Below are 21,916 nucleotides of genomic sequence, written 5' to 3' on the forward strand. Positions count from 1 at the left end.
GATGAGAAAATAGCGCATCCAGCGATTTTCATTGGTCATATTGTGCCCCGCCAGGGGCATGGGGGTTTAAGAGAATAAGAGTTTGCTAAAGCGTTCCCTTCATGAACAAATAAAAAACGAATTGAAAGAAGCGAAGTGGAAAAACGATGGAGTAGAAAATGTAGATGGAAAAACAGCACCGGCTTCCCAATCAAGCGCGAATTCTTTGACCCCGCTGGCAAAAAGTTTCAGAGAAAATTGAACGTTATGAATCATACGATTCTATAGACGAATCGGAAAGAGATCGATCCGGTTTCTGGGAAATTCAAAAAATGAGTGTAAGAACGCATGTGCAAATGAAAGTGCAAGGGAGCGGCAAAGCGCCGCTCCCTTCATGTTTAGTGAACCCTATCGCCAGGCAAAACGGTCAGATCCCTACAAAGTGGTCGATTTCTCGAAGCATGTCGGGTCCAATTTTTCCTTCCATCCCTTGGCCGGGGTTTTGTTTCGGTTGCGGGAGTGCTCCCAAGAATCCCACGGCTTCAGCCGTGCTGAGTGTCAATCCCGGTTTTTCTCCTGATGGCGTTCGATCGCCAGCCGGATCAATTCGTCCAGCAGTTGATCATACGGCAGGCCGGTCGCTTCCCACAACTTCGGATACATCGAGTAGATCGTGAAGCCGGGAAATGTGTTGATCTCGTTGATCAGAAAACGGCCCGTTTTCCGTTCGAGGAAAAAGTCGACGCGCGACAAACCGGATGCGTCGATCGCCTGGTATGCCCGGACCGCCATCTGCCGGACTTCCGTCATTTTCTCTTCCGGCAGATCCGCCGGGATGATCAGGTCGGACGTTCCGTCCACGTACTTCGCGTTGTAATCGTAAAATTCGGCTTTCGGCACGATTTCGCCGGCGACCGACGCGTGTGGCTCGTCGTTGCCTAAGACGGCTACCTCGATCTCGCGGCCGTCGACCGCTTCCTCCACCAAAATCTTCCGGTCGTGGCGGGCCGCTTCGTCAATGGCGGCGACCAGGCTGGCACGGTCGCGCGCCTTCGAAATGCCGACCGACGAACCAAGGTTGGCCGGTTTCACAAAACAGGGGAAGCCGAGCGTCCGCTCAATTTCCCGGAGAATGGGCTCGCGATCCTGTTCCCATTTTTTGCGCAGGTAGACGAGATACTTGCATTGTGGCAGTCCGGCCTGCGCGAACACCGTTTTCATCATCGCTTTGTCCATGCCGACGGCCGAAGCGAGCACGCCGGAGCCGACATAGGGGATGTTCAGCAGTTCAAACAGGCCTTGTACGGTGCCGTCTTCGCCGTAAGGACCGTGCAACACGGGGATGACCACATCCAACGCTTCACTGATCGGAGCGGGCAGCGTGAGGCTGGGATCCGTTTTCACCGGCAGGCCCGATTGCTCGCATTGTGTGTTGGCCAGCAGCTTGGGCGGAATGTCCGTGCCAAGCGCCCGATAGGATTCGAGACCGACGTGCCAGATGCCTTGTTTGGTAATGCCGATCGGCAGTATTTCGTATTTTTGCGGGTTCAGATTTTCGATGACCGAGCGGGCGGAATGGATGGACACCTCATGTTCCCCAGAGCGGCCGCCGAACACGACGCCGACGCGAATTTTGCGAGACAAAGAAGTCACTCCTCTCTAGGTGTAAAAACAAAAAACCTCATCATGGAGGCTGTTTGTCTATTTCGTATCGCCATCTGTTGCCGACAGATCTTTCATCTTTTGGCGGAATTGTTTGTATTCCTCGAGGCACTCCGGATAGTCTTCGAAAAACAGCACCAGGCTGTTCAAGCTGTCCATCGTGCTGGGACTTACATGATGCTCGATGCCTTCCACGTCTTTCTCGATCGTCGCTTCGCTGACATCGAGCATGCGCAGGAACCGTTCCAACATTTTATGCCGTTGCTTCATCAAGCGGCCCAACTGTTCACCCCGCGGGGTGAGAATGATGCCGCGGTATTTTTCATAGGTTACGTATTGCTGTTCGTCCAGTTTCTGAATCATCTTCGTAACGGAGGAAGGTTGCACGGCAAGGGATGACGCGATGTCGGACACGCGCGCATACCCTTTTTCTTTCATCAATTCGTAGATTTTTTCCAAGTAGTCTTCCATGCTGGGTGTGAGCATTGCGCTTCCTCACTTTCAAATCCTGATCAAACCTTATTGTACTATGGAACTTGATCATCTTGCAAATTGGCCGTTCAAGAAAGTTTTGAAAAATTTGTTCCATTTAGCAGGTATTACGGAAACGGATAGCGAATTTAAAAGCAGCAGGGGCAAGAAGAGGTGATTCCATGTTGCGCTTGACGAAACGCGAACAGGTGATTGTCGTCGCTTTATTGCTGCTGATTTTGCTCGTATCCGGCGTTTATATGTACGGACGGCCCGGTATGGCATCGCAGGTTCCGTTGCCCAAGGCGGCGGAGCAGCCCCAGCCAGCGGCATCTGCCGGCAGCAAACAGGATGCGGCACAGCCGAAACCGGCGGGCGAGGTGATGGTTGATGTCAAGGGGGCGGTTCATTCGCCAGGCGTCTATACACTGCCCGCCGGAGCGCGCGTGGTTGACGCGATTCAGGCTGCCGGCGGCGCCACTGAGCAGGCCGATTTGCAGTCGGTCAATCTGGCACAAAAACTGGCTGACGGTGCACCGGTGCTGATTCCCGCCAAGGGGGAACAGGCGTCCGCCGCAAAACCTTCCGTTGTCGCCGAAGGGAAGCTCAATCTGAACACGGCGACGATTGAGCAATTGGATGCGCTTGACGGAATCGGCTCGACCAGAGCGAAAGCGATCGTCGAATATCGGGAAAAAAACGGCCCCTTCCAATCGGTCGACGACCTGTTGAAGGTGAAGGGGTTCGGCCCGAAGCTGCTGGATGCGATCAAAGACCGGCTAACCGTTTACTAGGCCGGAGACGCCGTTGATCCGCCGATCGCGTCGGCACAAGACGGGCAACTGCTGCCACCTCTACTCTATTCCAGTCGGCTGTCGATTGCTCCTGCCGGCAGCGGCCATCGGACAGCGTCCCCCTTTTTTCTCCCATCTCCGCATCACTCCCCCGGAAAGGAAAGATCCTTCCATGCGCCGAATCCTCCTCCAGTTGACCGTGTTTTTCCTGGCTGGCATTGCAATCGCCTGTTTTTCGCCGGTCTACCGCCATTCGCTGCTGATTGGGCTGATCGTTTGCCTGCTGTTGGCGATCACCGCCGCTTTGTTGGTTCGCCGCCAACGCGGCCGAATTTTCCCGCCCCTTTTGCTTGCCGTTCTGTTTGCGGCGGTCGGTTTTCTCTACAGTCAGGCTTACAGTGCGTTTCATTCCAACCAACTGCAACCGTACTATGATCAACCGGTAACGGTGATCGGGGTGATCGAAGAGACGCCGGTTGTTCTCAACGGTAAACGGCAGTACACCGTCCGAGTGGAACGGTTGCAGCCGGAGCACGGCCAACCAGTCTGGCTGCAAGACCGGATTCGCGTCACCGATTCCCGAAAAAATGGCCCTGACCCGGTATACGGGGACCGGGTCGAACTGCGCGGCGTGCTGCTGGAACCGGCTTCTCCCCGCAACCCCGGCGGTTTTGACGATAAACGATACTTGGAGAGACAGGGGATTCACGGCCGTTTATCAGTTAAAAATCGGGGCGATCTGCTGAAGATCGGTACGCTTAGCAACTTGTACGGCCTGACGATCGTTCCCTTGCAGGAACATCTATGGAACGTGCTGCACCGGTTGTTTCCTCCGGGCGAGGCAGAGTTGGCGGGCGGGCTGGTGATCGGGTTTCGGGCTGATTTGCCGGTGGAATGGGAATCCGCTTTTCAGAGGTTGAGCGTGACGCATATTTTGGCCGCTTCCGGCATGAATGTCGGGCTGATTGCCGGCACCCTGTTTGCTTTGATGAGGCGGCTGCGTCTGTCAAAGCGAATCGCCAATCCGGTCGTGATCGGGACGATTTTTCTCTATGCGCTGCTGGCAGGGGCGGGACCGTCGGTGGTGCGGGCGGGTTTGATGGCCACACTTGTGGTGGTCGGAGCTTCCCTCGGCCGCAAGGCGGATATCCTGACCAGCCTGGCGACGGCCGCTTTGCTGTCCGCTCTCTGGAATCCGGGGATTGTGTCCGATATCGGGTTTTTGCTGTCGTTTGTGACAACGATCGGACTGCTGCTGCTGACACCCCGGTTGACGCGGGTGTTGCGGGGACCTGCCTGGCTCCGCCCGGCGCTGGCTGTGACACTGGCCGCCCAGATTGCCTCGACACCGCTCCTGCTTTATTACTTCAACGAACTGTCCCCTTTTTCCCTGGTGGCCAATTTGTACATCATGCCCCTCACGTGCCTGCTGGTACCCCTCGGTTTCGGGCTGCTCGCGCTGGGAGCGATCCATCCGTGGCTTGCGCTGCCGTTCCTTGGTTTCTACCGCTGTCTAATGTGGCTGTTGGTGAAGCCGGTTGTCTGGCTGGCCGATGCAACAGCCGATTGGACGCTGATCTTTCCCAGCCCTCCGGTGTGGGCTGTCTGGCTGCTATACGGTGGCCTGCTGGCGCTTCTGTTCCGTAAACAAATTGGCAGCTCCCTGTTGCGTTACGCGAATCCGGGCTGGCTGATCGGTAGGCCGCCGTGCGGTTGGAAAATCGGCCGTTTGCTTGCCGGCGGGCCGGTCACCGCCGGCCTGATCCTCACCGCTTTTTGGCTTTGGCCTTCGTCGGAGCTGCGCGTGACGTTTCTCGATGTCGGACAAGGGGACAGCGCGCTGATCGAAACGCCAAAGGGGCTGACCATTCTGGTCGACGGGGGCGGCATCCCGTCGCACGTCCAGTCTGATTTTGACGTTGGGGAGAAAATTGTCATGCCGTTTTTGCGGTATCGCGGGATTCGGGCGATCGATTACATGGTTGCCACGCATGCAGACGAGGATCATGTGCGTGGATTGTTGGCCGTTGTAGAGCAACTGCAGGTGCGCAATCTGATCGTCTCCGGTTATGAAGATCCGGGTGCCGCCTATCAGCAATTGTTGCAGGCGGCGAGGTGGAAGGGGATCCCGATTTACCGGTCGCAGGCGGGGATCGGCTGGCAACCGGAACCGGGAGTGACGTGGCGGTTTCTCCATCCCGGATCGATTCATACCGGGACCCGCAGCGACACAAATGCCAATTGTGTAGTGTTCGAGCTGCAGTACGGCGAGCGAAAATTTCTCTTCACCGGCGATGTGGAGGGGGAGGTCGAATCCGATTTTTTGCCGGATCTGGAGCCGGTCGACGTGTTGAAAGTCGCCCACCACGGCAGCCAGCATTCAACCGGCGAAGCGTTTTTGCAACGGGTACACCCGCGATATGCGATCATCTCCGTCGGCAGGCACAACGTCTACCGCCAACCGCACAAACAACTGCTGGAACGGTTGTCGCAGGCTGGGGCGGTAATCCTGCGGACCGACCGGAACGGCGCAATCACCGTCATCACCGACGGCAAACATTTGCAGGTGCAGCCAGCGATAGCGGCCGAGCCGATTTCTCCCCCCGATTGATTTTCCCGTTGCAGAGCGATATGGACCTCCATGAAAAATGAGGGGCCGAAACGAAGGGTGTCTCTCGGTATCAAACCCCCTGCTGCATGACACCCTATTGACAGGGGGTGACTGGATGGCCAACCGACGTGTTCTCAATCCGAAAGCAGGCCGTGCGTTGGACCACCTCAAGTATGAGGTCGCATCCGAACTGGGGCTTGACGACGACATTCAGGAGCGCGGGTGGGAGAACATGACCACCCGGGAAGTCGGAAAAATCGGAGGGAACATGGTTCGAAAAATGATCCGCTTTGCGGAAGCGGAGATGGCAAAACGGTCAGAGTAACCTCGTGCAGAGGACCCCTCACCGGCCGGCTGCGGGTGCTGCATGCCCGTGGGGCGGCCGGTTTTTTCGCAGATGCGTACGAATAAGGGCTTGCCACTCATCGAATTCTAAGGGTGATGCATCGCGAAAGCGGGCTGCAGTGGCATCCTGCCGCCCGGACCTGATTTTTGGGGGGACCGACATGTATTACGAGACATTCGTCAAACAGTTTATCGATATCATGGATGAACGGGCACCTGTCACACGCGTCCGCAATCGGGTGGACATGCCGCTCGGGTCGGTGCAGGCGGATACGAGCACGTTGATCCACACGCGCCTTGATTTGCTGGACGAGAACAGCCCATTTGCCGATATTGTGATCTCGGCGGACGGAACCGAGTGCCTTGTCGATTACATTGCGCACATTCCGGCGAATGACCGGATGACCGATGAACAGTTTGTGCAACAGGTGCAGCAGGCGGGGGAGGTGGACTCGGTGTCCGTTTTGCAATCGATCGACGGCCGGCATAAAGACACTTATGTGGTGACGGGACGCATGCGGTTCGATCTGGCCGATGATGACCAGAACGCCAACTCCGTCACTCATGATATTTCCGAAACAATCGTGGCTATACTAAAGGCGGGCGGGTATGATCCGGCATTCGCGGACGAACGCGAAACGGATGACCTCGTGCTGTGGAGTCCCGAATGATGAACGACCAGCAGCTGCCCCCGGAATGGGACTGGGAACCGGAAAGATTGACCCTCGACCAAATGCTGCGGCGCGATCTGTTTCCGCGCTGGGAATGGATCATCCGCGCCCATCCGGATCCAATCGAACAGGAAAATCGACTGCTGGCCCAGATGCTGTTGACGGGGCAGATACCGGAAGGGGAAACGACGATGACAAAAGCGGTCTGCGACCGGTGCCAGACGCCGATGGAACTGGACAGAAGCAACCTGTATGGGGATATGGTGCAGGGGTTGCTGTATTTTGTCTGCCCCTATTGCAGCCATTCCGAACCGCTTGCGACAAGCAACATCGACATTCTGACCGGCCAATGGTTCGGCGAACCAGACAAATAGGGGGTGTGTCGAGATGAAAAAATGGCTGATCGCCCTCGTCACCTGCTGCTTTTTTGCCACACTGACCGTTCAGCCGCTGCCGGCCCCGGCAGGCAGCAAATCGTCCGCCGGCAGCAATTGGGGTGCCTGGGTGCAGGTGAAAAAATTAAGCTACTAAACTCGCAAGACGGCATAAAACTAGCAGCCGGTGAATAGAGTAAGAATAACAAACGGCTATACCGATAAGGTATGGCTTTTTTGTTGGGAAAGGAGAGGAAGCCGGATGAAGCGCAAACGGATCGCAGGCGGTTTGTTGGTTGCCGGTTGTTTAGCGTTCGCCCAGGGATGCGCCCAGCGGGAACCGGCGGCTGTCGGCCAGCGGGAGCTGCAGGCGATATCCGCCCTGAGCCAGCAATACCCGGGCATCGATGCGGAGGATGTACGGTTTGCAGCATGGAACCGGCTGCCGCTGCCGCAGGTCCTGTCGCCTGAAGAGCGGCAGCAGGAGATTGTCCAGATCGACCAGCAAGCGGCGGTGATCGAAAAGGAAAAGCAGCTCGTATCAGCGGCGATTGCGGATGTGGAACGGACGGTTCGTGTGGTGCAGAACGATTTTTCGAAAGGACGGTTATCCAGGCAGGACGCGGACATGCTGCTACGGTTGTTTCGAGAAAAAGCGGACAGGCAAAGGCGCTCGGCGGACGAGCTGTCGCAACGGCTGGCCCGCTTGCAGGAGCGTAAACAGAAACTGTCGGAGATCAAGGAACCGGATGCGATCGAGTATGCCCGCGTTGAAGTCGACCACGCCTGGCGGACTTACCGCAAAACCGTATTTTATAACGTCTCGCAGCAGCGCGTGCTAACTGACGAGGAAGTCGGGAAACTGCAGGTTCCGGCCGGAATCAGCGTGAGCGATCCACCGACCCTTTCCCGGCGGGCGGTCAAACATTTGCTGCTGGCGGCCGGAGTGTCTGCGACGGTGCTGATTTTTGTCTGGATGCAGCATCGTTCGTCCGGGTTCGGCAAACTGCTGATCCCGCGAAAATCACTATTAGATTAGAATTATTACTGAGAATAATTTTCAATCTCATGTAAATGGCCAAAAAAGACAATGATAAGCATTCTCGTTGAAAAATAGGCGTATTTTCTCTTGTTTTTGTTCCCTTTCTCCGTTTTTCATGGTATAGTAGTGATAACCACTGGAATGGAGAGGAGGGATTCGTATGCATACGTACGATCGTACGCATCATGACACATTTGCCGTTTCCGAACGAATCATTCGCTACGGAATCCTTCTCACCTTCGCCGTGTTCGGTCTGAAGATGGTGGGCGGCTATTTTACCGATTCGCTGGCTTTGATTTCGGACGGCTGGCATCTGGCCGGAGATCTGGTGACGCTCCTGCTCAGTTGGTGGGGAGTCAAACAGTCGGTCAAGCCGGCCACCCGTCGGCACAGTTTCGGCATGTACCGGGTGGAAATCCTGACCGCTTTTCTGGCCAATCTGATTTTTATGGCGGTCGGGCTGTTTATCGTGTACGAAGGCTACCTGCAATTTCGCCATCCGCATCCGGTGGCGGGAGCCTGGATGTTCGCCATCACATTGTTGGGACTGGTCATCTATTCAGCCCTGACGTACCTGATGGGCAAGGAAAAAGACAATATGAACGCGAAAAGCGCCTGGTTGCACTTTCTCGGCGACGCGCTGTCGTCCGTCGCGGTGTTGATCGGTGCGGCCGTGATCTATTTCACCGGCTGGTATCCGATCGACGGTTTGCTGTCCGCGTTGATCGGGCTGGTGATCGCGCTGGCTGCGGCCAAGATGGCGTGGGACGGGGCGAAGATTTTGCTGGAAGCGGCACCGTCGCACATCAATCCGGAAGAAGTGGAAAAATCACTGCGGCGTCTGCCGGAGGTGACCGGGGTAACCGATTTGCACATCTGGGCGTTGACACAGAACCAGATCATGATGTCCTGCCACCTGGCGGTGACCGTCACCACGATCGAACAGGGGGAAGATGTGATTCGTACGGTGCAGGATTTGATGTGGAACCGGTTTGGCATCGGACACACGACCATCCAGCTCGAAACCCAGTCTTGCAACACCTGTTTCCACCACGAGGTGCAACTGGATCATTGCCACACCTGTCCGACCGCGACCTGCAGCACGAAAGGATTCAGTCCAAGCACGTAATGCCGCCGGCTGGCGGCTTTTAAATATAGAGCGTGCGTGGCGTACAGCTCGTCTCCCAAAAATTTTTCGTTCAGTTTGTGAAAAAAGTAGCAATTTGGTGGTACATAGAATCCGGGAATGTGATATAATGAAGTAGGTACAATTTTTCACAAAGTCTACATACTTCAGTTGGTGCATGTTCCGCAGCACTTATTCGAACACTATTCCCAAATCATCTCGCAAGCGCCGACTTCAAGGGAGGACTGGCAACAATGGCAAAAATTTTGATCCTGGGGGCCGGATACGGGGGCATGGCGGCGGCGGTGAAGATGCAGAAAGCGAAGATCCCCTTCACCATCATCAACAAGCACTCCTACCATTATTTTACCACTCTGCTGCATGAACCGGCCGGCGGCCGCAACGATTTTGAACCTTATTATGTGCAGATTTCCGAAGTGCTGAACGGGCCGGAAGCGACCATCATCAAGGATGAGATCCAGGCGGTGAAGCCGCAGGAAAAAAAGGTGATCGGCAAAAACGGTGAATATACGTATGATTACCTGATTTTCGCGCTGGGCAACGCGCCCGAGTTTTTCGGCATTCCGGGACTGAAAGAGCACAGCTTGCTGCTGCGCAGCCTGGAAACCGCGAAGGAAATCCGCTCGCATATCGAAAACAATTTTGCCGCTTATGCGGTCGATAAAGATCCGTCCCGGCTGCGGATCGTCGTCGGCGGTGCAGGCTTGACCGGGGTCGAGCTGTGCGGCGAACTGGCCGACTACCTGCCGCATTTGGCGCACCGTTATCGGATTCCGGAATCGAAAATCGAACTGATCAATCTTGAGGCGGCGCCGACCATTCTGCCGATGCTCGACAAGCGTCTGCAGGAAACTGCACTCGATGTGTTGACCCGCAAGGGTGTGCAGGTGCGCACCAACGAAAAAATCGTGCGCGTTGGAGAAAACGAAGTGGAACTGGCGACCGGCGAGAAAATCGAGGCGAGAACGATCATCTGGACGGGCGGCGTGCGCGCCAATCCGCTGCTGGCGGAAGCCGGTTTTGACTGCGATCCGCGCGGCCGCGCGAAGGTCAACGAGTTCCTGCAGTCGGTCGACTATCCGGACGTGTTCGTGATCGGTGACTCCGCTTGCTTCATCGGCGAAGACGGCCGTCCGTTGCCGCCGACAGCACAGTTGGCAGGACAGATGGGCGACCATGTGGTCGACAACCTGAAAGCGCTGATGAACGGCCAGCCGATGAAAAAATTCGTCTTCCACTACATGGGAACCTTGGCGTCGATCGGCTCCGAAGTGGGCGTCGGCAACATCAAGGGCTTCAAGACCAAAGGCGTCACCGCCACCATTTTGAAGGAAGCGTCGAAAGCCAAGTGGCTGATCAACCTCGGCGGACTGAGCCTGTTGGCGAAGAAAAACAAACAGTTCACAAGATCATACTAAAACCGCAAAAGCCGTGCTTTTCTTCGGAAAGCGCGGCTTTTTAGGAGTTATCGCCATGTCCTACCGCGAACTGATGATAGAAATCAAAAAAGGCGTTATCCATCCGGTGTATCTGTTGTACGGAACGGAGCAACTGCTGATCCGGGAAGTGGTGGAAGCGCTCGATCAGGCGATCAATCCGGGCGACGAATTGAACATGCTGCGCTTCGATTGTGACGACACGCCGATCCAGACGGCCGTACGGGAAGCGGATACGCTGCCGTTTTTAAGCGACAAGCGGCTGGTGATCGTGCACAACGCCACCCTGTTTACAGGCGCCAAACCATCCCGCAATGACCACGATCCGGACGCATTGCTGCGGTATCTGGAAAATCCGGCTCCCACTTCGACGCTGGTGCTGACCGTATACGCGGAGAAGCTGGACGAGCGGAAGAAGCTCACGAAAGCGGCGTATAAGAACGGGAAAGTGGCGGGCTTTTTTCCCTTGAAAGAGGCCGAACTGCGCGAATGGATTCAGGCGCAATGCCGCAAGCATCAGGTTTTGATCACGCCGGACGCCGTTTCCCGGTTATTGTTGACGTGCGGCTCGAACCTGATGTTTCTTGCCACGGAACTGGAGAAGCTGTCCCTGTACGTGGGGGCAAACGGAACGATCGACGAGGACGTCGTCAATCGATTGGCATCGCGCACGCTGGAGCAGGACATTTTTGTGTTTGTGGATGAAGTCGTTCGTCTGCGGACCGAGCGAGCGCTGCGTTTGATGGACGATTTGATCAAAAACAAACAGGCGCCCGTCTACCTTCTCTTTATGATCGCCCGTCAGTTGCGCATCATGCTGCAGGTGAAGATCCAGATCGCGCGAGGGCTGTCGCCGCAACAGATCGCCTCCCTGATCGGCGTCCATCCGTATGCCTGCAAAGTGGCGGGTGAGCAGGCAAAACGTTTTTCGCGACCGGAATTGGAACGGCTGTTGGCGGAACTGGCGGAAATCGACTACAAAATCAAGACTGGCCAACTCACAGACAGGCAGGCGTTGGAGATGTTTTTGCTGACGATGCCGCGTAAAGTGAAAGCAACCGTTTCGGGGTAGAGAGAACCGGTAGCAGAATCTGGGATGTATCGACCGCTGTCTTTTCGGACACCTTTAGAACAGTCAGTTCGGGAGGTGGTACCCGTGGCCCGGAGACGCAACCGGTTGCTGGTTCCGGAAGCGAAAGAGGCACTGGATTGCTTGAAGTGCCAAGTCATTCAGGAAAATACGGCGGATCCCAACGTGTCTTGTACAGTCAATCCGAATGACGCGAAATATACGGTAGCCAAACAAGTGGGAGTACCGCTTGCGAAAGGAGACAACGGGGAATTGACGGCCCGCCAGGCCGGTAAAGTCGGCGGCCGGTTAGGCGGTTCGATGGTGCGGCGGCTGGTGGAACTGGCCCAGCAACAATTGAGCGAGCAGGGTCAAAGTTAGCAAATCCCCTTGATCGACCGCCCGAATAGCAAAAAACCCTCGATCGTCGGATCGGGGGTTTTTTGCTCTGTTTATGCGCCCAGTTTGTTGAATTTTTTCGTCAAACGGGATTTTTTGCGGGCAGCGGTGTTCTTATGGATAATGCCTTTGGTCACCGCTTTGTCGAGCGAACGAGTAGCCTTCTTAAGCAGATCTTTTGCAGCTTCCAGATCGTTGTTGGTCAGCGCAACTTCGAATTTTTTGATCGCTGTACGAAGGGCGGATTTCGCCGCGGCGTTGCGAAGGGTACGAGTCCGGGTAATCTTCACCCGTTTGATCGCAGATTTGATGTTCGGCACCCTGTTCACCTCCTTACAGCAGCAGATACGATCCTTTTTAGACGGACAATGGATATTTTATCATGGGTGAGAGGGCAACGCAACTGCAAAGTGCATAAGCTTCCGCCGTTTTGCGAATCTTACGGTACAAAGGGTGTTGGAGGGGGACACGGATGACGAACAACAAGCAGGAAATTGACTGGTCGAGTTATTCGGTCCGCACCGACCTGGCGGTGGAAGCCCACCAGATGGCGGGGGCGGTGCAGGGCACTCCCGCTCTCATGGGGGTCGAAACGGATTCCTATGAAGAGGAAGGCATCCGTGTGACCAAAATGAAGGTCAAGGATCAGATCGGCGCGCGGATGATCGGGAAACAGGTCGGCAACTACCTGACGTTCGAGGTCCCCGGACTGCGCAAGAAAGACCCCGACTTGCAGGACAAGGTGGCGCAAAAATTTGCCGAGGAGTTTCGCCATTTTATCGATTTGCCGGAGAACGCCAAGGTCCTGATCGTCGGGCTGGGTAACTGGAATGTCACGCCGGATGCCCTGGGGCCGATGGTCGTGAAAAAAGTGTTTGTCACGCGACATCTGTATGACCATATGCCGGATCTTTTGGGTGAAGGGTTCCGTCCTGTAGCAGCTGTCTCACCGGGGGTTCTTGGTATCACCGGCATTGAAACGGGCGAAATCGTACAGGGAATTGTGGAAAATATCAAGCCTGATTTGGTCATCGCGGTCGACGCTCTGGCGTCGCGCGCTTTGGAGCGGGTGAACACCACCATCCAGGTAGCGGATAGCGGGATCACGCCGGGAGCCGGCGTCGGCAACAAACGCAAGGGGCTGAACAAGGAAACGCTTGGGGTTCCGGTTGTGGCGATCGGTGTTCCGACTGTAGTCGACGCCGTCACGATCGCGCACGACACGATTGATCTGCTGATGAACCACATCGGGCAACAGGTTCCGGACAACGCCTGCGCCCAATTGTTCGATCGGTTCAATGAACAGGAAAAGCGGCAACTGATCCACGAAATCCTGCAGCCGCTCGGTCAAAATCTGATGGTGACGCCAAAAGAAATCGACCAGTTTATCGACGATATTGCGACTGTTGTGGCGAATGGTCTGAATATGGCGCTGCATTCGTCCATAACGCCGGAAGATGCGGCGATGTTTTTGCACTAGCCGCATCTGCGGCTGTCCCTCACTTCACCCGCAACGTCCGCAGGCGGTTGATGGCGGCGGCCAGTTCAAACTTGCGGGGCAGGGCGAAGTCGCCGGGATGTTTACCGTGGTAAGGGGAGATCATTTCCAGTCCCTTTTCCTCGATCTCCCGGTACAGCCGGTCGATCAGATTCCCTAGTTCGGTGCGGCCGTCGACCAGATGATCGGCCATATATTTGATCATGTGTGCGATGGCGCGGGTTTGGCTCGGATCGACCAGCTGCTCGACAAACGACAGATCGATCCGGCTTGTCCCGAACGCGATGGTGCTCAAGCCCTTCGCGTCCACTTTCTCTTTTCTGCCCAGGCTTGCCCTGAAGCTTTGCGGAAGCACGACGCGTGCCGTAATCTCACCGAATCGCTCGCCGCCTTCCGCTTTGCGCACCTGTTGAATCCGTTGCGAGATGGCTTTCGCCTCCTGCGTCACATCAAACGGCCGGTATTCATCCATCATGATCACGTGATCCGCTACGTCAAAATAATCCCCCGATCCGCCGACAACCAGAATCGTCGACACGCGATACTCTTCATAAAGCTGCCTGACTTTGTCGATAAACGGGGTGATCGGCTCCTTCTCCTTGCTGACCAGCTCCTGCATGCGGGCATCGCGGATCATAAAGTTGGTGGCGCTTGTGTCCTCATCGATCAGGAGCAGTTTGCTTCCGATCTCCAGGCACTCCATGATGTTGGCTGCCTGCGAGGTGCTGCCGCTCGCATCGTCGGTTGAAAATCGGGTTGTATCCTTGCCGAACGGAAGCTGGTTGATGAATGGGGAGATGTTGACTTTCTCGACCCTTCTCCCGTCTTCCGCCCTTACCTTGCAGGCGGTCGGATTGGTGATTACGTATTCCCGGCCGTCGCCGGCAATGTGATTGTAGACGCCGCGTTCGATCGCCTTCAGCAACGTGCTTTTTCCGTGATAACCGCCGCCCACGATCAGGCTGACACCTTGCGGGATCGCCATGCCGCGAATCGGTTCCGCATGCGGAATCGGAATCGCAATTTCCAGCGACGACGGTGATTGAAAGGGAATCGCGCGGCTCGTCGGCAGAGGCCGGTTGCTGACGCCGCTTTCCCGCGGCAGGATGGAGCCGTTGCCGATAAAGCAAACGTAGCCGTGATCATCCAGATACCGGCGGATCGCATCCTGCTGGTCAGACAGTTCCAAGTGGCGCCGCAATCGATCGCGATCGAATTGCAGGATCGTCTGTTTGGCCAAATGCGGCACATCCTCGCAGAGGATTTTGGCAGCCAGCTTGCCCAAGATCGTGCGGCCTTGCGCGGGCAGGCCAACGGACAGGCGAATCTCGATTTTTTGCGGGTCGACCTTGACTGCCGTCCGCGGCAGCACTTCCTGGCCGGGAGCATCGATCCAAATCAGGCCGCTGTTGCCGATTCCCCGCTGCTGGTGCGGCAGCGACTCGATCCGGGCAGCCGCCTCGCGGGCGAGAAAATCGGTAAACGCGATTCTTCGCGATTCCGGTTGGTACCAATCTTCTTGAAGTTTTGCCGTCTGTCTGGGGATTTCCACCCTGATGCGGGAAGGACTGGCGAACGGATCCCCTTGTACGGAGTCGATGTGCAGCAGAAACCCGTCGCCCCTGTATGTACCGAGGATTTCTTTGTACGCCTTGTATCCTTTGCCGTCGATCCGATTTAATGTTTCTCGTAATCGTTCCAAGCTCAAAGCCCCCCGTTTCTGCAATTGCTGTATACTGGAACCACACGGACGGATGTCCGCTAGTATTCGATGCCGATTCTACCAAGAATTTGCCGGAATGACAAAATAACGTCGTCCCCCATCCGCTCGGTTGACAGTGTGAGCGATCCCTTTTTTGCGCGGAAGAAGGGATTTTTCCGTGAACGGATGGGCTTTGCGGGTGCGTAAAAAATGTTTTTCGGATTTTGAAGGGGTTCGCCGATTCCGATGCGTCTAATCGGATGAACAGGCGAGAGGGGGTGATGCTCCTGGAACTGCGGGATGAAGAACTGCTGGCGCGCGTGCTGGGCGGCGATGCAAATGCGTATCGCGAACTGGTGGTGCGCTACCAATCGCTGATTTTTACCCTCTGCCTGAAAATGCTGGCGGACCGGGAAGAGGCGCGGGATGCGGCGCAGGAGGTGTTCCTGCAGGCATACCGGTCGCTCGGGGAGTTTCAGGGAGGAGCGCAGTTTCGGTCATGGCTGTATAAAATCGCGGCCAACAAATGTATCGACATTCGCCGCAAGCAGGCGAGGCGGGCGGGCATTGCCAGCATCTCCCCGCTGCAGGAGGATTTGCCCCGCTCGGCAGACCCCACCCCGGAGGAGCAGCTTTTGGCGACGGAACGATCCAGGGAACTGCAGGCGGCGATTGACGAATTGCCGGAAAAATACCGCGATGTGGTCATTTTGTATCACTACCAGCGGCTCAGTTACAAACAGATCGCCGAGATTCTCGGCATCGAGGTAAAATCGGTGGAAACCCGCATGAGCCGGGCCAAGAAGATGCTGCGAGAGCGGTTGCGAAAGGAGGAACAGGACGATGACGAACTGGCACGTCGAAGATCGGCTGAGCGCATATCTGGCCAATGAGCTGGATCCGGCAGAGAACGATTTTATCGAGTCGCATTTGGCAATCTGCCCGGCCTGCCGCAAGGAACTGGAGTTGTTGCAAGAGCTGGAACAGATGCTCGACCGGTTGCCGCTCGCCGATCCCGGCCCCGATTTTGCGGATGCGGTGATGGCCCGGCTGCAGGCGGACATACCGGCGGCTCAGCCATTGATTGAACCGGTGGAGCGAACGCGTCGTGCAAGCTTTTGGCGGGGGTCCGATTTTCGCAATATGGCGGCATCTGTGGTGGCAGCCTTTATGTTGTTCCAGGGATTTGCCGGGCTGGTGCCGAAACTGCCTGCAATCGACGCCACCATCACCGGGTATAAGGCAGAGGCGATAGTGAAACTGGAGATCTGGCTGGCTGACATCACTCGAACGTTGCAGCGATAGGAGGGCTGACAAGTTGAATTGCAAATATCATTCTGACGTCAGGGCGCTCGGCGAATGCCGATTGTGCGGAACAGAAGTTTGCAGCGAATGTGTGACGATTATAAAAGGAAATGTTTTGTGTCCGGACTGCGTCGAGCGGGCGGCTGCGGGAACGGGCGGACAGCAGTCGGCGGGGGGGCATGATATGAAGACTGGAGCCGCCAACCGCAGAGACGAAGCGCACATTGAGCCGAAGAGCAAATTTTTTACGTTTTTCCTGTCCTTCCTGCCGGGGCTGGGGCATCTGTACCTTGGGTTGACGCGGCAGGGCATCGAACTGATGGCGTTGTTCTTCGCAGTGGCCTGGTTAAGCGGATGGACGGGCGGTTTTCCGCTTGGGTTTCTGGTGCCGGTGCTGTTCTTCTACGGGATTTTCGACGCGCTGCAAAAAAGGGACCGGCTGGCGCGGGGGGAATGGATCGACACGGAATCCACTTTTTTCCGCAACGTGAATGTCGATTGGTTCGCTGACAAAAAGTGGATCGGCTGGACGGCGATCGGACTCGGTGTGTTGCTGCTGTTGAAGGAACTGGGGGCTCATTTTTACTACCTGCATCGGTTCGATGACTTGATTGTAGCAGTGCTGCTGGTTGGCGTGGGGGTTTGGATGCTGCAGCGGGAACGCAAGGTTGGCAAGCGGCCAGCCGGGCAAAAGACAACCGGCGGGGAGGAACGGCAGGATGCCTAAAAAAGTGGGGAGTTTGCAGTTGGCGATTACGCTGATCGTGCTGGGGGCGGCGATTGGACTTGGCAAACTGACGGGCAGCGACTGGCTGGGGCGGGTGCTTGATTTTTGGCCGCTGGTGCTGATCGCGATCGGTGCGGAGATCGTCTGGCGGCAGTCGCGGGCCGGAAGCGGCGAGGGGCCTGCCTGGAAGCTGGATGGGAAAAGCATTTTCCTGTTGGCGTTCGTTCTGGCGGCAGCCGGTGTTTTTCATGCGGTGAATACGGCGGCGTCCGCTTTTTCCAAGGATGGCATTTGGGGGATTTTCCGCAACTGGGGTCCGACGCAAACGGTGACCTTCCGGGATGAGGATCTCAACCTGGCGGATGCCGACTCGCTTTCGATCGAGAGTTCGTTTGGACAGATTCGGGTGGAAGGAACGGGCGACAACCGGGTGCATCTGCGGGCGGTCGCTCACGTCCCGGCCGCCGCACGAACAGCGGCGGAGGAACGGGCGAAACAGATTCAGATCCAGGTTTCGCAGGGCAAGAAGGCGAAGATTGTGATCGACGACCAGGCCGTCGGGCAAATCACCGGCTGGCAAACCCCGGCCGTCGATCTGGAGCTGCAGGTGCCGAAAAAGATGTTGATCGACTGCAAGTCGAACACGGGGACGATCCGGGTGTCCGGAGTGGCCGGTGTCAATGTGGAATCTGACGCAGGCAAAGTGACGGTGGAAAAAATCGCAGGTCCCGTGAAAGTGAAAAGCGATGCCGGAGCGATTGATGTTTCGGAAGCGGGCCGGGTCGAGTTGGAATCCGATATGGGGAGCGTCACTGTCAGGGACATCAAAGAAAATGTGCAGGTGCGAGCCCATGCGGGCCGGGTCGATGTGCGAACTTCCGTTCCGGTAGGCGGCGACTGGGATTTGCAGACCGATATGGGATCGATTACACTCTCGTATCCGGCCGCAAGTTCCGTCACACTGGAAGCGAAAACGGACATGGGATCGATCAGCGGACCCGGTTTCAATCAGCACGGGCCGAACGCATCCGTTGTCCGGGGTGACGGGAAGTTTCGCATCTCGGCGAAAACGAACGCCGGCGCCATTCATGTCACCGACTGAGGAAAGCAATTCTAGCAAAATAAAAACTGGCTGACAGCGTCCAACCGGGCGCTTTTTCTTTTGCGGGCGAAGCATAAGGGCAAATCTCGCAACATAGGAATCTGGTAGAAAGCGGTGGGGGGAGCCAGTCCTATGATCCGGTCGCGATCGCCGAGGCAGTTCCGATCGATCACACTGAATGCAGGAACACACAAGGGCCGGACGATCGTTTTCATGACCAGCCTGACGGTCGCCGCGATGCTGATTTTTCTGTGCATGATGGCTGTACAACTGGTGGCCTCCGGCAACGGCGATTCTTTTGCGGCCCGCATCGTCCGTTCCGCCAGCAGCCAATCGTTGCACAACATCATGGGCCAGGAAATTCCGCTGTACGCTTCCGCTGATCCCAACCGCGCCGGTGTGCCGAATGAACCCAGTTTGCACATCGCTTCGATGCTTTTTTATTTGTTCACGGAAATTGACGCGGAGCATCCGGAATCGATCCTCAACCGTCAGATTTCGGCGATGGCCGTGAGCCATTCCAATTCTTTGACGGAAGGGTTCGATGAACCGCCGGCGGAAGACAAACTGCCGGAAACGCCCGATCAACATCAGCCACCGCCCGAAACGGAACAACCGAATCCGATGCAGCCGGACGGAAAACCGCTCGTTTACATTTATCACACGCATAACCGGGAAGCTTATTTGCCCGATCTCGGTTTGACCGATCCGCTCAAAGCGTATGACAAGAACAAAAACATTACGCTGGTGGGAGAGCGTCTCCTGAAATCCCTCAAATCGAAAAATATCGAGGCGATCCAGACGAAGAACGATTATTGGTACAAAGGGAATATACAAAATGAATATGATTTGTCGCGCAAGACGGTACAGGAAGTTCTGAAACAACACGACAGCATCAAAATGGTGTTTGACATCCACCGGGATTCCGGTTCACGCGGGAGCACTACCGCCCAGATCAACGGCCAGGATGTAGCGAAGGTCTTTTTTATCATTGGCGGTTCCAACCCCAACTGGCAGGAAAATTCCGAGTTTGCCAAGAAACTGCATGCGAAATTGCAGCAAATGTACCCCGGCCTTTCGAAAGGCGTTCACAAGAACAAGTGGGACAATCCGGCTTACGATTCGCGCTACAACCAAGATCTGTTCAAAAATTCGGTGCTGATCGAAATCGGCGGTCCGGACAATACGCTGGAAGAATGTTACCGGACAGCCGACATGCTGGCGAACGTAATCGCCGAAGCGGCAAAAGACAAACAAACGGCCGCCGGCAATCAGGGGCGTCCTTAGTTGGGCAGGTTGGTATAGAATGGAATTCTCCCGAACATACTAGGAAGAGAGCTAGAGTGGTAGGGCGGAAGGAGACAAGGGAGGATTCAGAGCGATGTTGCTGGTGAAACGGTTTTTGCTGTATGCGAGTCTCGTTTGCATGACCATCGTGCTGGTGGGGGGTGGCTTTCATACGGCGGAGTTGGGCATCCAGTCGCTTGTCGGAACGGGCGGCCCGCCAAAATCGATTCATGTGAATGCTGACAAGCAAGCGATCCGCGTGACGGTGCTCGGCAAGCAGGTGGTGGAGCCAAAACCGACGCTCGGCGACCGGTGGAGCCGGCAGATCGAATCGACCAGGAGCGAACTGGGCGAAACGATGAGCGAGTTCAGTTTTCAGACCGGCCGTTTGCTGCAGGATGTGTCAAGACGGATCATCGAATGGATCGGCTCGCAACTGGAAGAATCAGTGCGGTAAGCGATGGCGGCAGCGTCGTCGCTTTTTTTGTTTGTCCGCCCAGCATGGGCGTTCATCTATAGGTGCAAGTCCCGAACGGGGGCTGGCGAGCGCCTACCGTTAGCCAAAAGGAAGCGTGTCTGCCTTGAGGCAGAATTTGGAGGAAGCTGGAGGCAAACGCTCGGCCAAAGGTACATGAACCCAATTCGAGGCTGGGGTAGTCGGATGAGCCTGCAAAACATGGTGACGTCCAAAGCCGCCAAGGGCTATTTCGCCCCCTCCCACTGAGGAGGGGACTACGAGGACGTACATTGCACCAGCCGTTCACTTTTCGATTGGGTCAGAATCTCTCGAATCCGGTCGATCTGAATCACCCGAATCACGCCGTTGGAGAATTGGATAAAGCCTTGCTGGCGCCATTTTTGGATGATCTTGTTTACCGTAATCCGGGACGTGCCGATGTACCGGGCGAACGCTGTCTGGTCGATGGGAATGTTTTCGTTCTCGTGAATTTGAATCAACTTCAACAAAAAGTGAGCCATTTGTTGTTCGGCCGGGCTGTCCAGATACGAGATGATTTCGGCGAGGAGTCGTATTTTATAAATATGGGAGTTGGTGAAGATCATCGCAGCATGGGGATGTTCCCTACACACTTTTGCCAAGGCATCGTCAGAGAAATGATAGAGAATCGAGGGAGTAGTGGTAACCGCGGTTGTCAAATAGGTTCCTCTGTGAGCCCCGCTTTCCCCCAGTAGGGTCCCGAGCGGGATGTAGTCAATGACACGCTCGTGGCCGTTATCGGATAACAGGCTGATTTTCACACCGCCCTGCTCCAGGTAATAAAAGCCTCTGCCGTTTTCTCCTTGCCGATACACGAACGTATTCTTTTTCAGTTCCATTTTTTGTCCATACGGTAAGAACGGCTTCCACTTGTAGCGAAGGTTTAACATACGATCACCTTTTCTTCCCAACATCATTTTCTGCGCATATTGGACAGGAGTGACGCGACCCGAACTAAACTATTTTCGCTGTCGGTGCAGACAGATTCAACATCCGCAAGAGATCCGGCCGCTTGATCACAAATTTGCGTTTCTCGATGTCGATCAGTCCGTCTTCTTTCCACTGTTTCAGGATTTTGTATACGGTGATTCGGGTTAAACCGGTGCAGTTCGCCAGGTCCTGTTGGGTGAGGGGGACTTCATAGTTTTTAAAGTCATTGCAGATGTTGAGAAGGAGTGCGGCGATCTGCTCTTCTGAAGAAAGTGCTTTCATGTTAATCGCATAAAGAAGAATCCGCATTTTTTGATTGACGGTTTGTGCAAACAGGGCAAGTAATTCCGGTTGGTCATTCATCAGTTTCGCAAACTGTTCGCAGGAGAAATGATAGACCACCGAGTCTTTGACGGCGATTGCGGTAGTAAAGTGCGTTTGTCGGTCCATGATTTGAATGCCCAGCAGTTGGCCGGGAACCACGATGTTCAACAATCGGGTGTTTCCTTTTACCGTGGAGGTGACGATTTTCACCAAGCCCTTGTGCAGGTAATAAAACCCGTCTCCCAGGCTGCCCTCGTTGTAGATGACAGATTTTCCTTTTACAAATTGCCTCTTCCCGTACTTCAGAAACATCTCCCACTTCAGATCGGTTTCAAACGGGGATACCATATCGAACACTCCCTCAAAGAATTAATGTTTTCTTCGTTTTTCTCGCCATTACGCATGTTTTCATCTTTCACGAACGAAGCGCTTGAGGATAATATTTGACGAAAAGTGAATATTTGGGATCGACCCGTTGGCGGGAACAGAGATGTTGGTCACCTCGTTTTTAAAAGCCATATGGTCGCATATGGATCTCCACATGT

General features: G+C 55.5%; 24 protein-coding genes and 3 pseudogenes. 21 read left to right on the forward strand and 6 right to left on the reverse strand.

Going from position 1 to position 21,916, the window contains the following annotated elements:
• The first annotated feature begins 82 nt into the window (after positions 1–82).
• A complete protein-coding gene (locus C230_RS22605; RefSeq protein ID WP_156807451.1) occupies positions 83–241 on the forward strand; it encodes a hypothetical protein in 159 nt (52 codons plus the stop codon).
• 296 nt (positions 242–537) lie between these two features.
• Here C230_RS22605 and C230_RS0112395 read toward each other — a convergent pair whose 3' ends face one another.
• Both C230_RS0112395 and mntR read right to left on the reverse strand, forming a co-directional pair.
• On the reverse strand, positions 538–1,623 hold the full coding sequence (locus C230_RS0112395; protein WP_018132361.1) for a D-alanine--D-alanine ligase: 1,086 nt from the start codon (positions 1,621–1,623) through the stop codon (positions 538–540).
• 57 nt (positions 1,624–1,680) lie between these two features.
• Complete coding sequence (gene mntR / locus C230_RS0112400; protein ID WP_040393514.1) at positions 1,681–2,127, reverse strand: transcriptional regulator MntR; 447 nt, start codon at positions 2,125–2,127, stop codon at positions 1,681–1,683.
• Between the two features lie 167 nt (positions 2,128–2,294).
• On the opposite strand from mntR, the gene C230_RS0112410 reads away from it, so the two are divergent.
• The 13 genes and pseudogenes from C230_RS0112410 (at position 2,295) to C230_RS0112465 (ending at position 11,982) form a co-directional block, all read left to right on the forward strand.
• Positions 2,295–2,906 carry a helix-hairpin-helix domain-containing protein gene (locus C230_RS0112410; protein WP_018132364.1) on the forward strand — a complete coding sequence of 204 codons (612 nt, stop codon included), beginning with the start codon at positions 2,295–2,297 and terminating at the stop codon, positions 2,904–2,906.
• A gap of 172 nt (positions 2,907–3,078) precedes the next feature.
• Positions 3,079–3,627 (forward strand): annotated as a pseudogene (locus C230_RS23910) (ComEC/Rec2 family competence protein); the annotation flags it as partial.
• Positions 3,610–4,542 (forward strand): annotated as a pseudogene (locus C230_RS23915) (ComEC/Rec2 family competence protein); the annotation flags it as partial. The pseudogenes C230_RS23910 and C230_RS23915, both read left to right, overlap by 18 nt.
• 192 nt (positions 4,543–4,734) lie before the next feature.
• Positions 4,735–5,517, forward strand: a pseudogene (locus C230_RS23920) (ComEC/Rec2 family competence protein); the annotation flags it as partial.
• Positions 5,518–5,632: 115 nt separating this feature from the next.
• Complete coding sequence (locus tag C230_RS0112425) at positions 5,633–5,842, forward strand: alpha/beta-type small acid-soluble spore protein (protein WP_018132367.1); 210 nt, start codon at positions 5,633–5,635, stop codon at positions 5,840–5,842.
• Positions 5,843–6,023: 181 nt separating this feature from the next.
• Positions 6,024–6,533, forward strand: a complete 510-nt coding sequence (locus C230_RS0112430) for a hypothetical protein (RefSeq protein WP_018132368.1) — start codon at positions 6,024–6,026, stop codon at positions 6,531–6,533.
• On the forward strand, positions 6,533–6,907 hold the full coding sequence (locus tag C230_RS0112435) for a hypothetical protein (protein ID WP_018132369.1): 375 nt from the start codon (positions 6,533–6,535) through the stop codon (positions 6,905–6,907). Before C230_RS0112430 ends, C230_RS0112435 begins: the two co-directional genes overlap by 1 nt.
• 13 nt (positions 6,908–6,920) lie before the next feature.
• Positions 6,921–7,064, forward strand: a complete 144-nt coding sequence (locus C230_RS22610) for a hypothetical protein (protein WP_018132370.1) — start codon at positions 6,921–6,923, stop codon at positions 7,062–7,064.
• Between the two features lie 105 nt (positions 7,065–7,169).
• On the forward strand, positions 7,170–7,946 hold the full coding sequence (locus C230_RS0112445; protein ID WP_018132371.1) for a hypothetical protein: 777 nt from the start codon (positions 7,170–7,172) through the stop codon (positions 7,944–7,946).
• A 163-nt stretch (positions 7,947–8,109) separates the two neighbouring features.
• Entirely contained in the window at positions 8,110–9,078 is a 969-nt protein-coding gene (locus C230_RS0112450; RefSeq protein WP_018132372.1) for a cation diffusion facilitator family transporter, read from the forward strand.
• Positions 9,079–9,329: 251 nt separating this feature from the next.
• The gene (locus C230_RS0112455) at positions 9,330–10,514 is read left to right on the forward strand and encodes an NAD(P)/FAD-dependent oxidoreductase (RefSeq protein ID WP_018132373.1); all 1,185 of its coding nucleotides are present in this window, start codon (positions 9,330–9,332) and stop codon (positions 10,512–10,514) included.
• 55 nt (positions 10,515–10,569) lie between these two features.
• On the forward strand, positions 10,570–11,604 hold the full coding sequence (holA, locus tag C230_RS0112460) for a DNA polymerase III subunit delta (RefSeq protein WP_018132374.1): 1,035 nt from the start codon (positions 10,570–10,572) through the stop codon (positions 11,602–11,604).
• Positions 11,605–11,688: 84 nt separating this feature from the next.
• Positions 11,689–11,982, forward strand: a complete 294-nt coding sequence (locus C230_RS0112465) for an alpha/beta-type small acid-soluble spore protein (RefSeq protein ID WP_018132375.1) — start codon at positions 11,689–11,691, stop codon at positions 11,980–11,982.
• A gap of 71 nt (positions 11,983–12,053) precedes the next feature.
• On the opposite strand, the gene rpsT is transcribed toward C230_RS0112465, so the two are convergent.
• On the reverse strand, positions 12,054–12,320 hold the full coding sequence (rpsT, locus tag C230_RS0112470; protein ID WP_018132376.1) for a 30S ribosomal protein S20: 267 nt from the start codon (positions 12,318–12,320) through the stop codon (positions 12,054–12,056).
• A gap of 152 nt (positions 12,321–12,472) precedes the next feature.
• On the opposite strand from rpsT, the gene gpr reads away from it, so the two are divergent.
• Positions 12,473–13,480, forward strand: a complete 1,008-nt coding sequence (gene gpr / locus C230_RS0112475; RefSeq protein WP_018132377.1) for a GPR endopeptidase — start codon at positions 12,473–12,475, stop codon at positions 13,478–13,480.
• 19 nt (positions 13,481–13,499) lie between these two features.
• On the opposite strand, the gene C230_RS0112480 is transcribed toward gpr, so the two are convergent.
• A complete protein-coding gene (locus C230_RS0112480) occupies positions 13,500–15,200 on the reverse strand; it encodes an ABC-ATPase domain-containing protein (RefSeq protein WP_018132378.1) in 1,701 nt (566 codons plus the stop codon).
• Between the two features lie 281 nt (positions 15,201–15,481).
• Here C230_RS0112480 and C230_RS20315 point away from each other — a divergent pair, with 281 nt between their 5' ends.
• The 6 genes from C230_RS20315 (at position 15,482) to C230_RS0112510 (ending at position 20,078) form a co-directional block, all read left to right on the forward strand.
• The gene (locus tag C230_RS20315; RefSeq protein ID WP_018132379.1) at positions 15,482–16,093 is read left to right on the forward strand and encodes an RNA polymerase sigma factor; all 612 of its coding nucleotides are present in this window, start codon (positions 15,482–15,484) and stop codon (positions 16,091–16,093) included.
• Positions 16,044–16,505 carry a zf-HC2 domain-containing protein gene (locus C230_RS0112490; protein ID WP_018132380.1) on the forward strand — a complete coding sequence of 154 codons (462 nt, stop codon included), beginning with the start codon at positions 16,044–16,046 and terminating at the stop codon, positions 16,503–16,505. The genes C230_RS20315 and C230_RS0112490 overlap by 50 nt, the downstream gene beginning before the upstream one ends.
• A gap of 13 nt (positions 16,506–16,518) precedes the next feature.
• Positions 16,519–17,232, forward strand: a complete 714-nt coding sequence (locus C230_RS0112495; RefSeq protein ID WP_018132381.1) for a hypothetical protein — start codon at positions 16,519–16,521, stop codon at positions 17,230–17,232.
• The gene (locus C230_RS0112500) at positions 17,225–18,334 is read left to right on the forward strand and encodes a DUF4097 family beta strand repeat-containing protein (protein ID WP_018132382.1); all 1,110 of its coding nucleotides are present in this window, start codon (positions 17,225–17,227) and stop codon (positions 18,332–18,334) included. The genes C230_RS0112495 and C230_RS0112500 overlap by 8 nt, the downstream gene beginning before the upstream one ends.
• 132 nt (positions 18,335–18,466) lie before the next feature.
• Positions 18,467–19,621 (forward strand): stage II sporulation protein P, encoded by a 1,155-nt coding sequence (spoIIP, locus tag C230_RS21425; RefSeq protein WP_018132383.1) that lies wholly within the window; start codon positions 18,467–18,469, stop codon positions 19,619–19,621.
• 94 nt (positions 19,622–19,715) lie between these two features.
• Complete coding sequence (locus C230_RS0112510) at positions 19,716–20,078, forward strand: hypothetical protein (RefSeq protein WP_018132384.1); 363 nt, start codon at positions 19,716–19,718, stop codon at positions 20,076–20,078.
• Between the two features lie 275 nt (positions 20,079–20,353).
• Here C230_RS0112510 and C230_RS0112515 read toward each other — a convergent pair whose 3' ends face one another.
• Both C230_RS0112515 and C230_RS0112520 read right to left on the reverse strand, forming a co-directional pair.
• Entirely contained in the window at positions 20,354–21,007 is a 654-nt protein-coding gene (locus tag C230_RS0112515; protein ID WP_018132385.1) for a Crp/Fnr family transcriptional regulator, read from the reverse strand.
• A 64-nt stretch (positions 21,008–21,071) separates the two neighbouring features.
• Positions 21,072–21,719: a Crp/Fnr family transcriptional regulator gene (locus tag C230_RS0112520; protein WP_018132386.1), complete on the reverse strand. Its 648-nt coding sequence runs from the start codon at positions 21,717–21,719 to the stop codon at positions 21,072–21,074.
• Positions 21,720–21,916: the final 197 nt, after the last annotated feature.

The sequence above is a fragment of the Effusibacillus pohliae DSM 22757 genome (assembly GCF_000376225.1).
Lineage (GTDB): Bacteria > Bacillota > Bacilli > Tumebacillales > Effusibacillaceae > Effusibacillus > Effusibacillus pohliae.

Excerpts from the sequence above, each read along its gene's own strand:
- mntR (WP_040393514.1), bottom strand. The coding sequence starts at position 2,127 with ATGCTCACACCCAGCATGGAAGACTACTTGGAAAAAATCTACGAATTG.
- C230_RS0112435 (WP_018132369.1), top strand. The coding sequence starts at position 6,533 with ATGAACGACCAGCAGCTGCCCCCGGAATGGGACTGGGAACCGGAAAGA.
- holA (WP_018132374.1), top strand. The coding sequence starts at position 10,570 with ATGTCCTACCGCGAACTGATGATAGAAATCAAAAAAGGCGTTATCCAT.
- C230_RS0112520 (WP_018132386.1), bottom strand. The coding sequence starts at position 21,719 with ATGGTATCCCCGTTTGAAACCGATCTGAAGTGGGAGATGTTTCTGAAG.
- C230_RS0112410 (WP_018132364.1), top strand. The coding sequence starts at position 2,295 with ATGTTGCGCTTGACGAAACGCGAACAGGTGATTGTCGTCGCTTTATTG.
- C230_RS0112425 (WP_018132367.1), top strand. The coding sequence starts at position 5,633 with ATGGCCAACCGACGTGTTCTCAATCCGAAAGCAGGCCGTGCGTTGGAC.
- C230_RS22610 (WP_018132370.1), top strand. The coding sequence starts at position 6,921 with ATGAAAAAATGGCTGATCGCCCTCGTCACCTGCTGCTTTTTTGCCACA.
- C230_RS0112490 (WP_018132380.1), top strand. The coding sequence starts at position 16,044 with ATGACGAACTGGCACGTCGAAGATCGGCTGAGCGCATATCTGGCCAAT.
- C230_RS0112450 (WP_018132372.1), top strand. The coding sequence starts at position 8,110 with ATGCATACGTACGATCGTACGCATCATGACACATTTGCCGTTTCCGAA.
- gpr (WP_018132377.1), top strand. The coding sequence starts at position 12,473 with ATGACGAACAACAAGCAGGAAATTGACTGGTCGAGTTATTCGGTCCGC.
- C230_RS0112510 (WP_018132384.1), top strand. The coding sequence starts at position 19,716 with ATGTTGCTGGTGAAACGGTTTTTGCTGTATGCGAGTCTCGTTTGCATG.
- spoIIP (WP_018132383.1), top strand. The coding sequence starts at position 18,467 with ATGATCCGGTCGCGATCGCCGAGGCAGTTCCGATCGATCACACTGAAT.
- C230_RS0112500 (WP_018132382.1), top strand. The coding sequence starts at position 17,225 with ATGCCTAAAAAAGTGGGGAGTTTGCAGTTGGCGATTACGCTGATCGTG.
- C230_RS0112455 (WP_018132373.1), top strand. The coding sequence starts at position 9,330 with ATGGCAAAAATTTTGATCCTGGGGGCCGGATACGGGGGCATGGCGGCG.
- C230_RS0112430 (WP_018132368.1), top strand. The coding sequence starts at position 6,024 with ATGTATTACGAGACATTCGTCAAACAGTTTATCGATATCATGGATGAA.
- C230_RS20315 (WP_018132379.1), top strand. The coding sequence starts at position 15,482 with ATGCTCCTGGAACTGCGGGATGAAGAACTGCTGGCGCGCGTGCTGGGC.
- C230_RS0112445 (WP_018132371.1), top strand. The coding sequence starts at position 7,170 with ATGAAGCGCAAACGGATCGCAGGCGGTTTGTTGGTTGCCGGTTGTTTA.
- C230_RS0112515 (WP_018132385.1), bottom strand. The coding sequence starts at position 21,007 with ATGTTAAACCTTCGCTACAAGTGGAAGCCGTTCTTACCGTATGGACAA.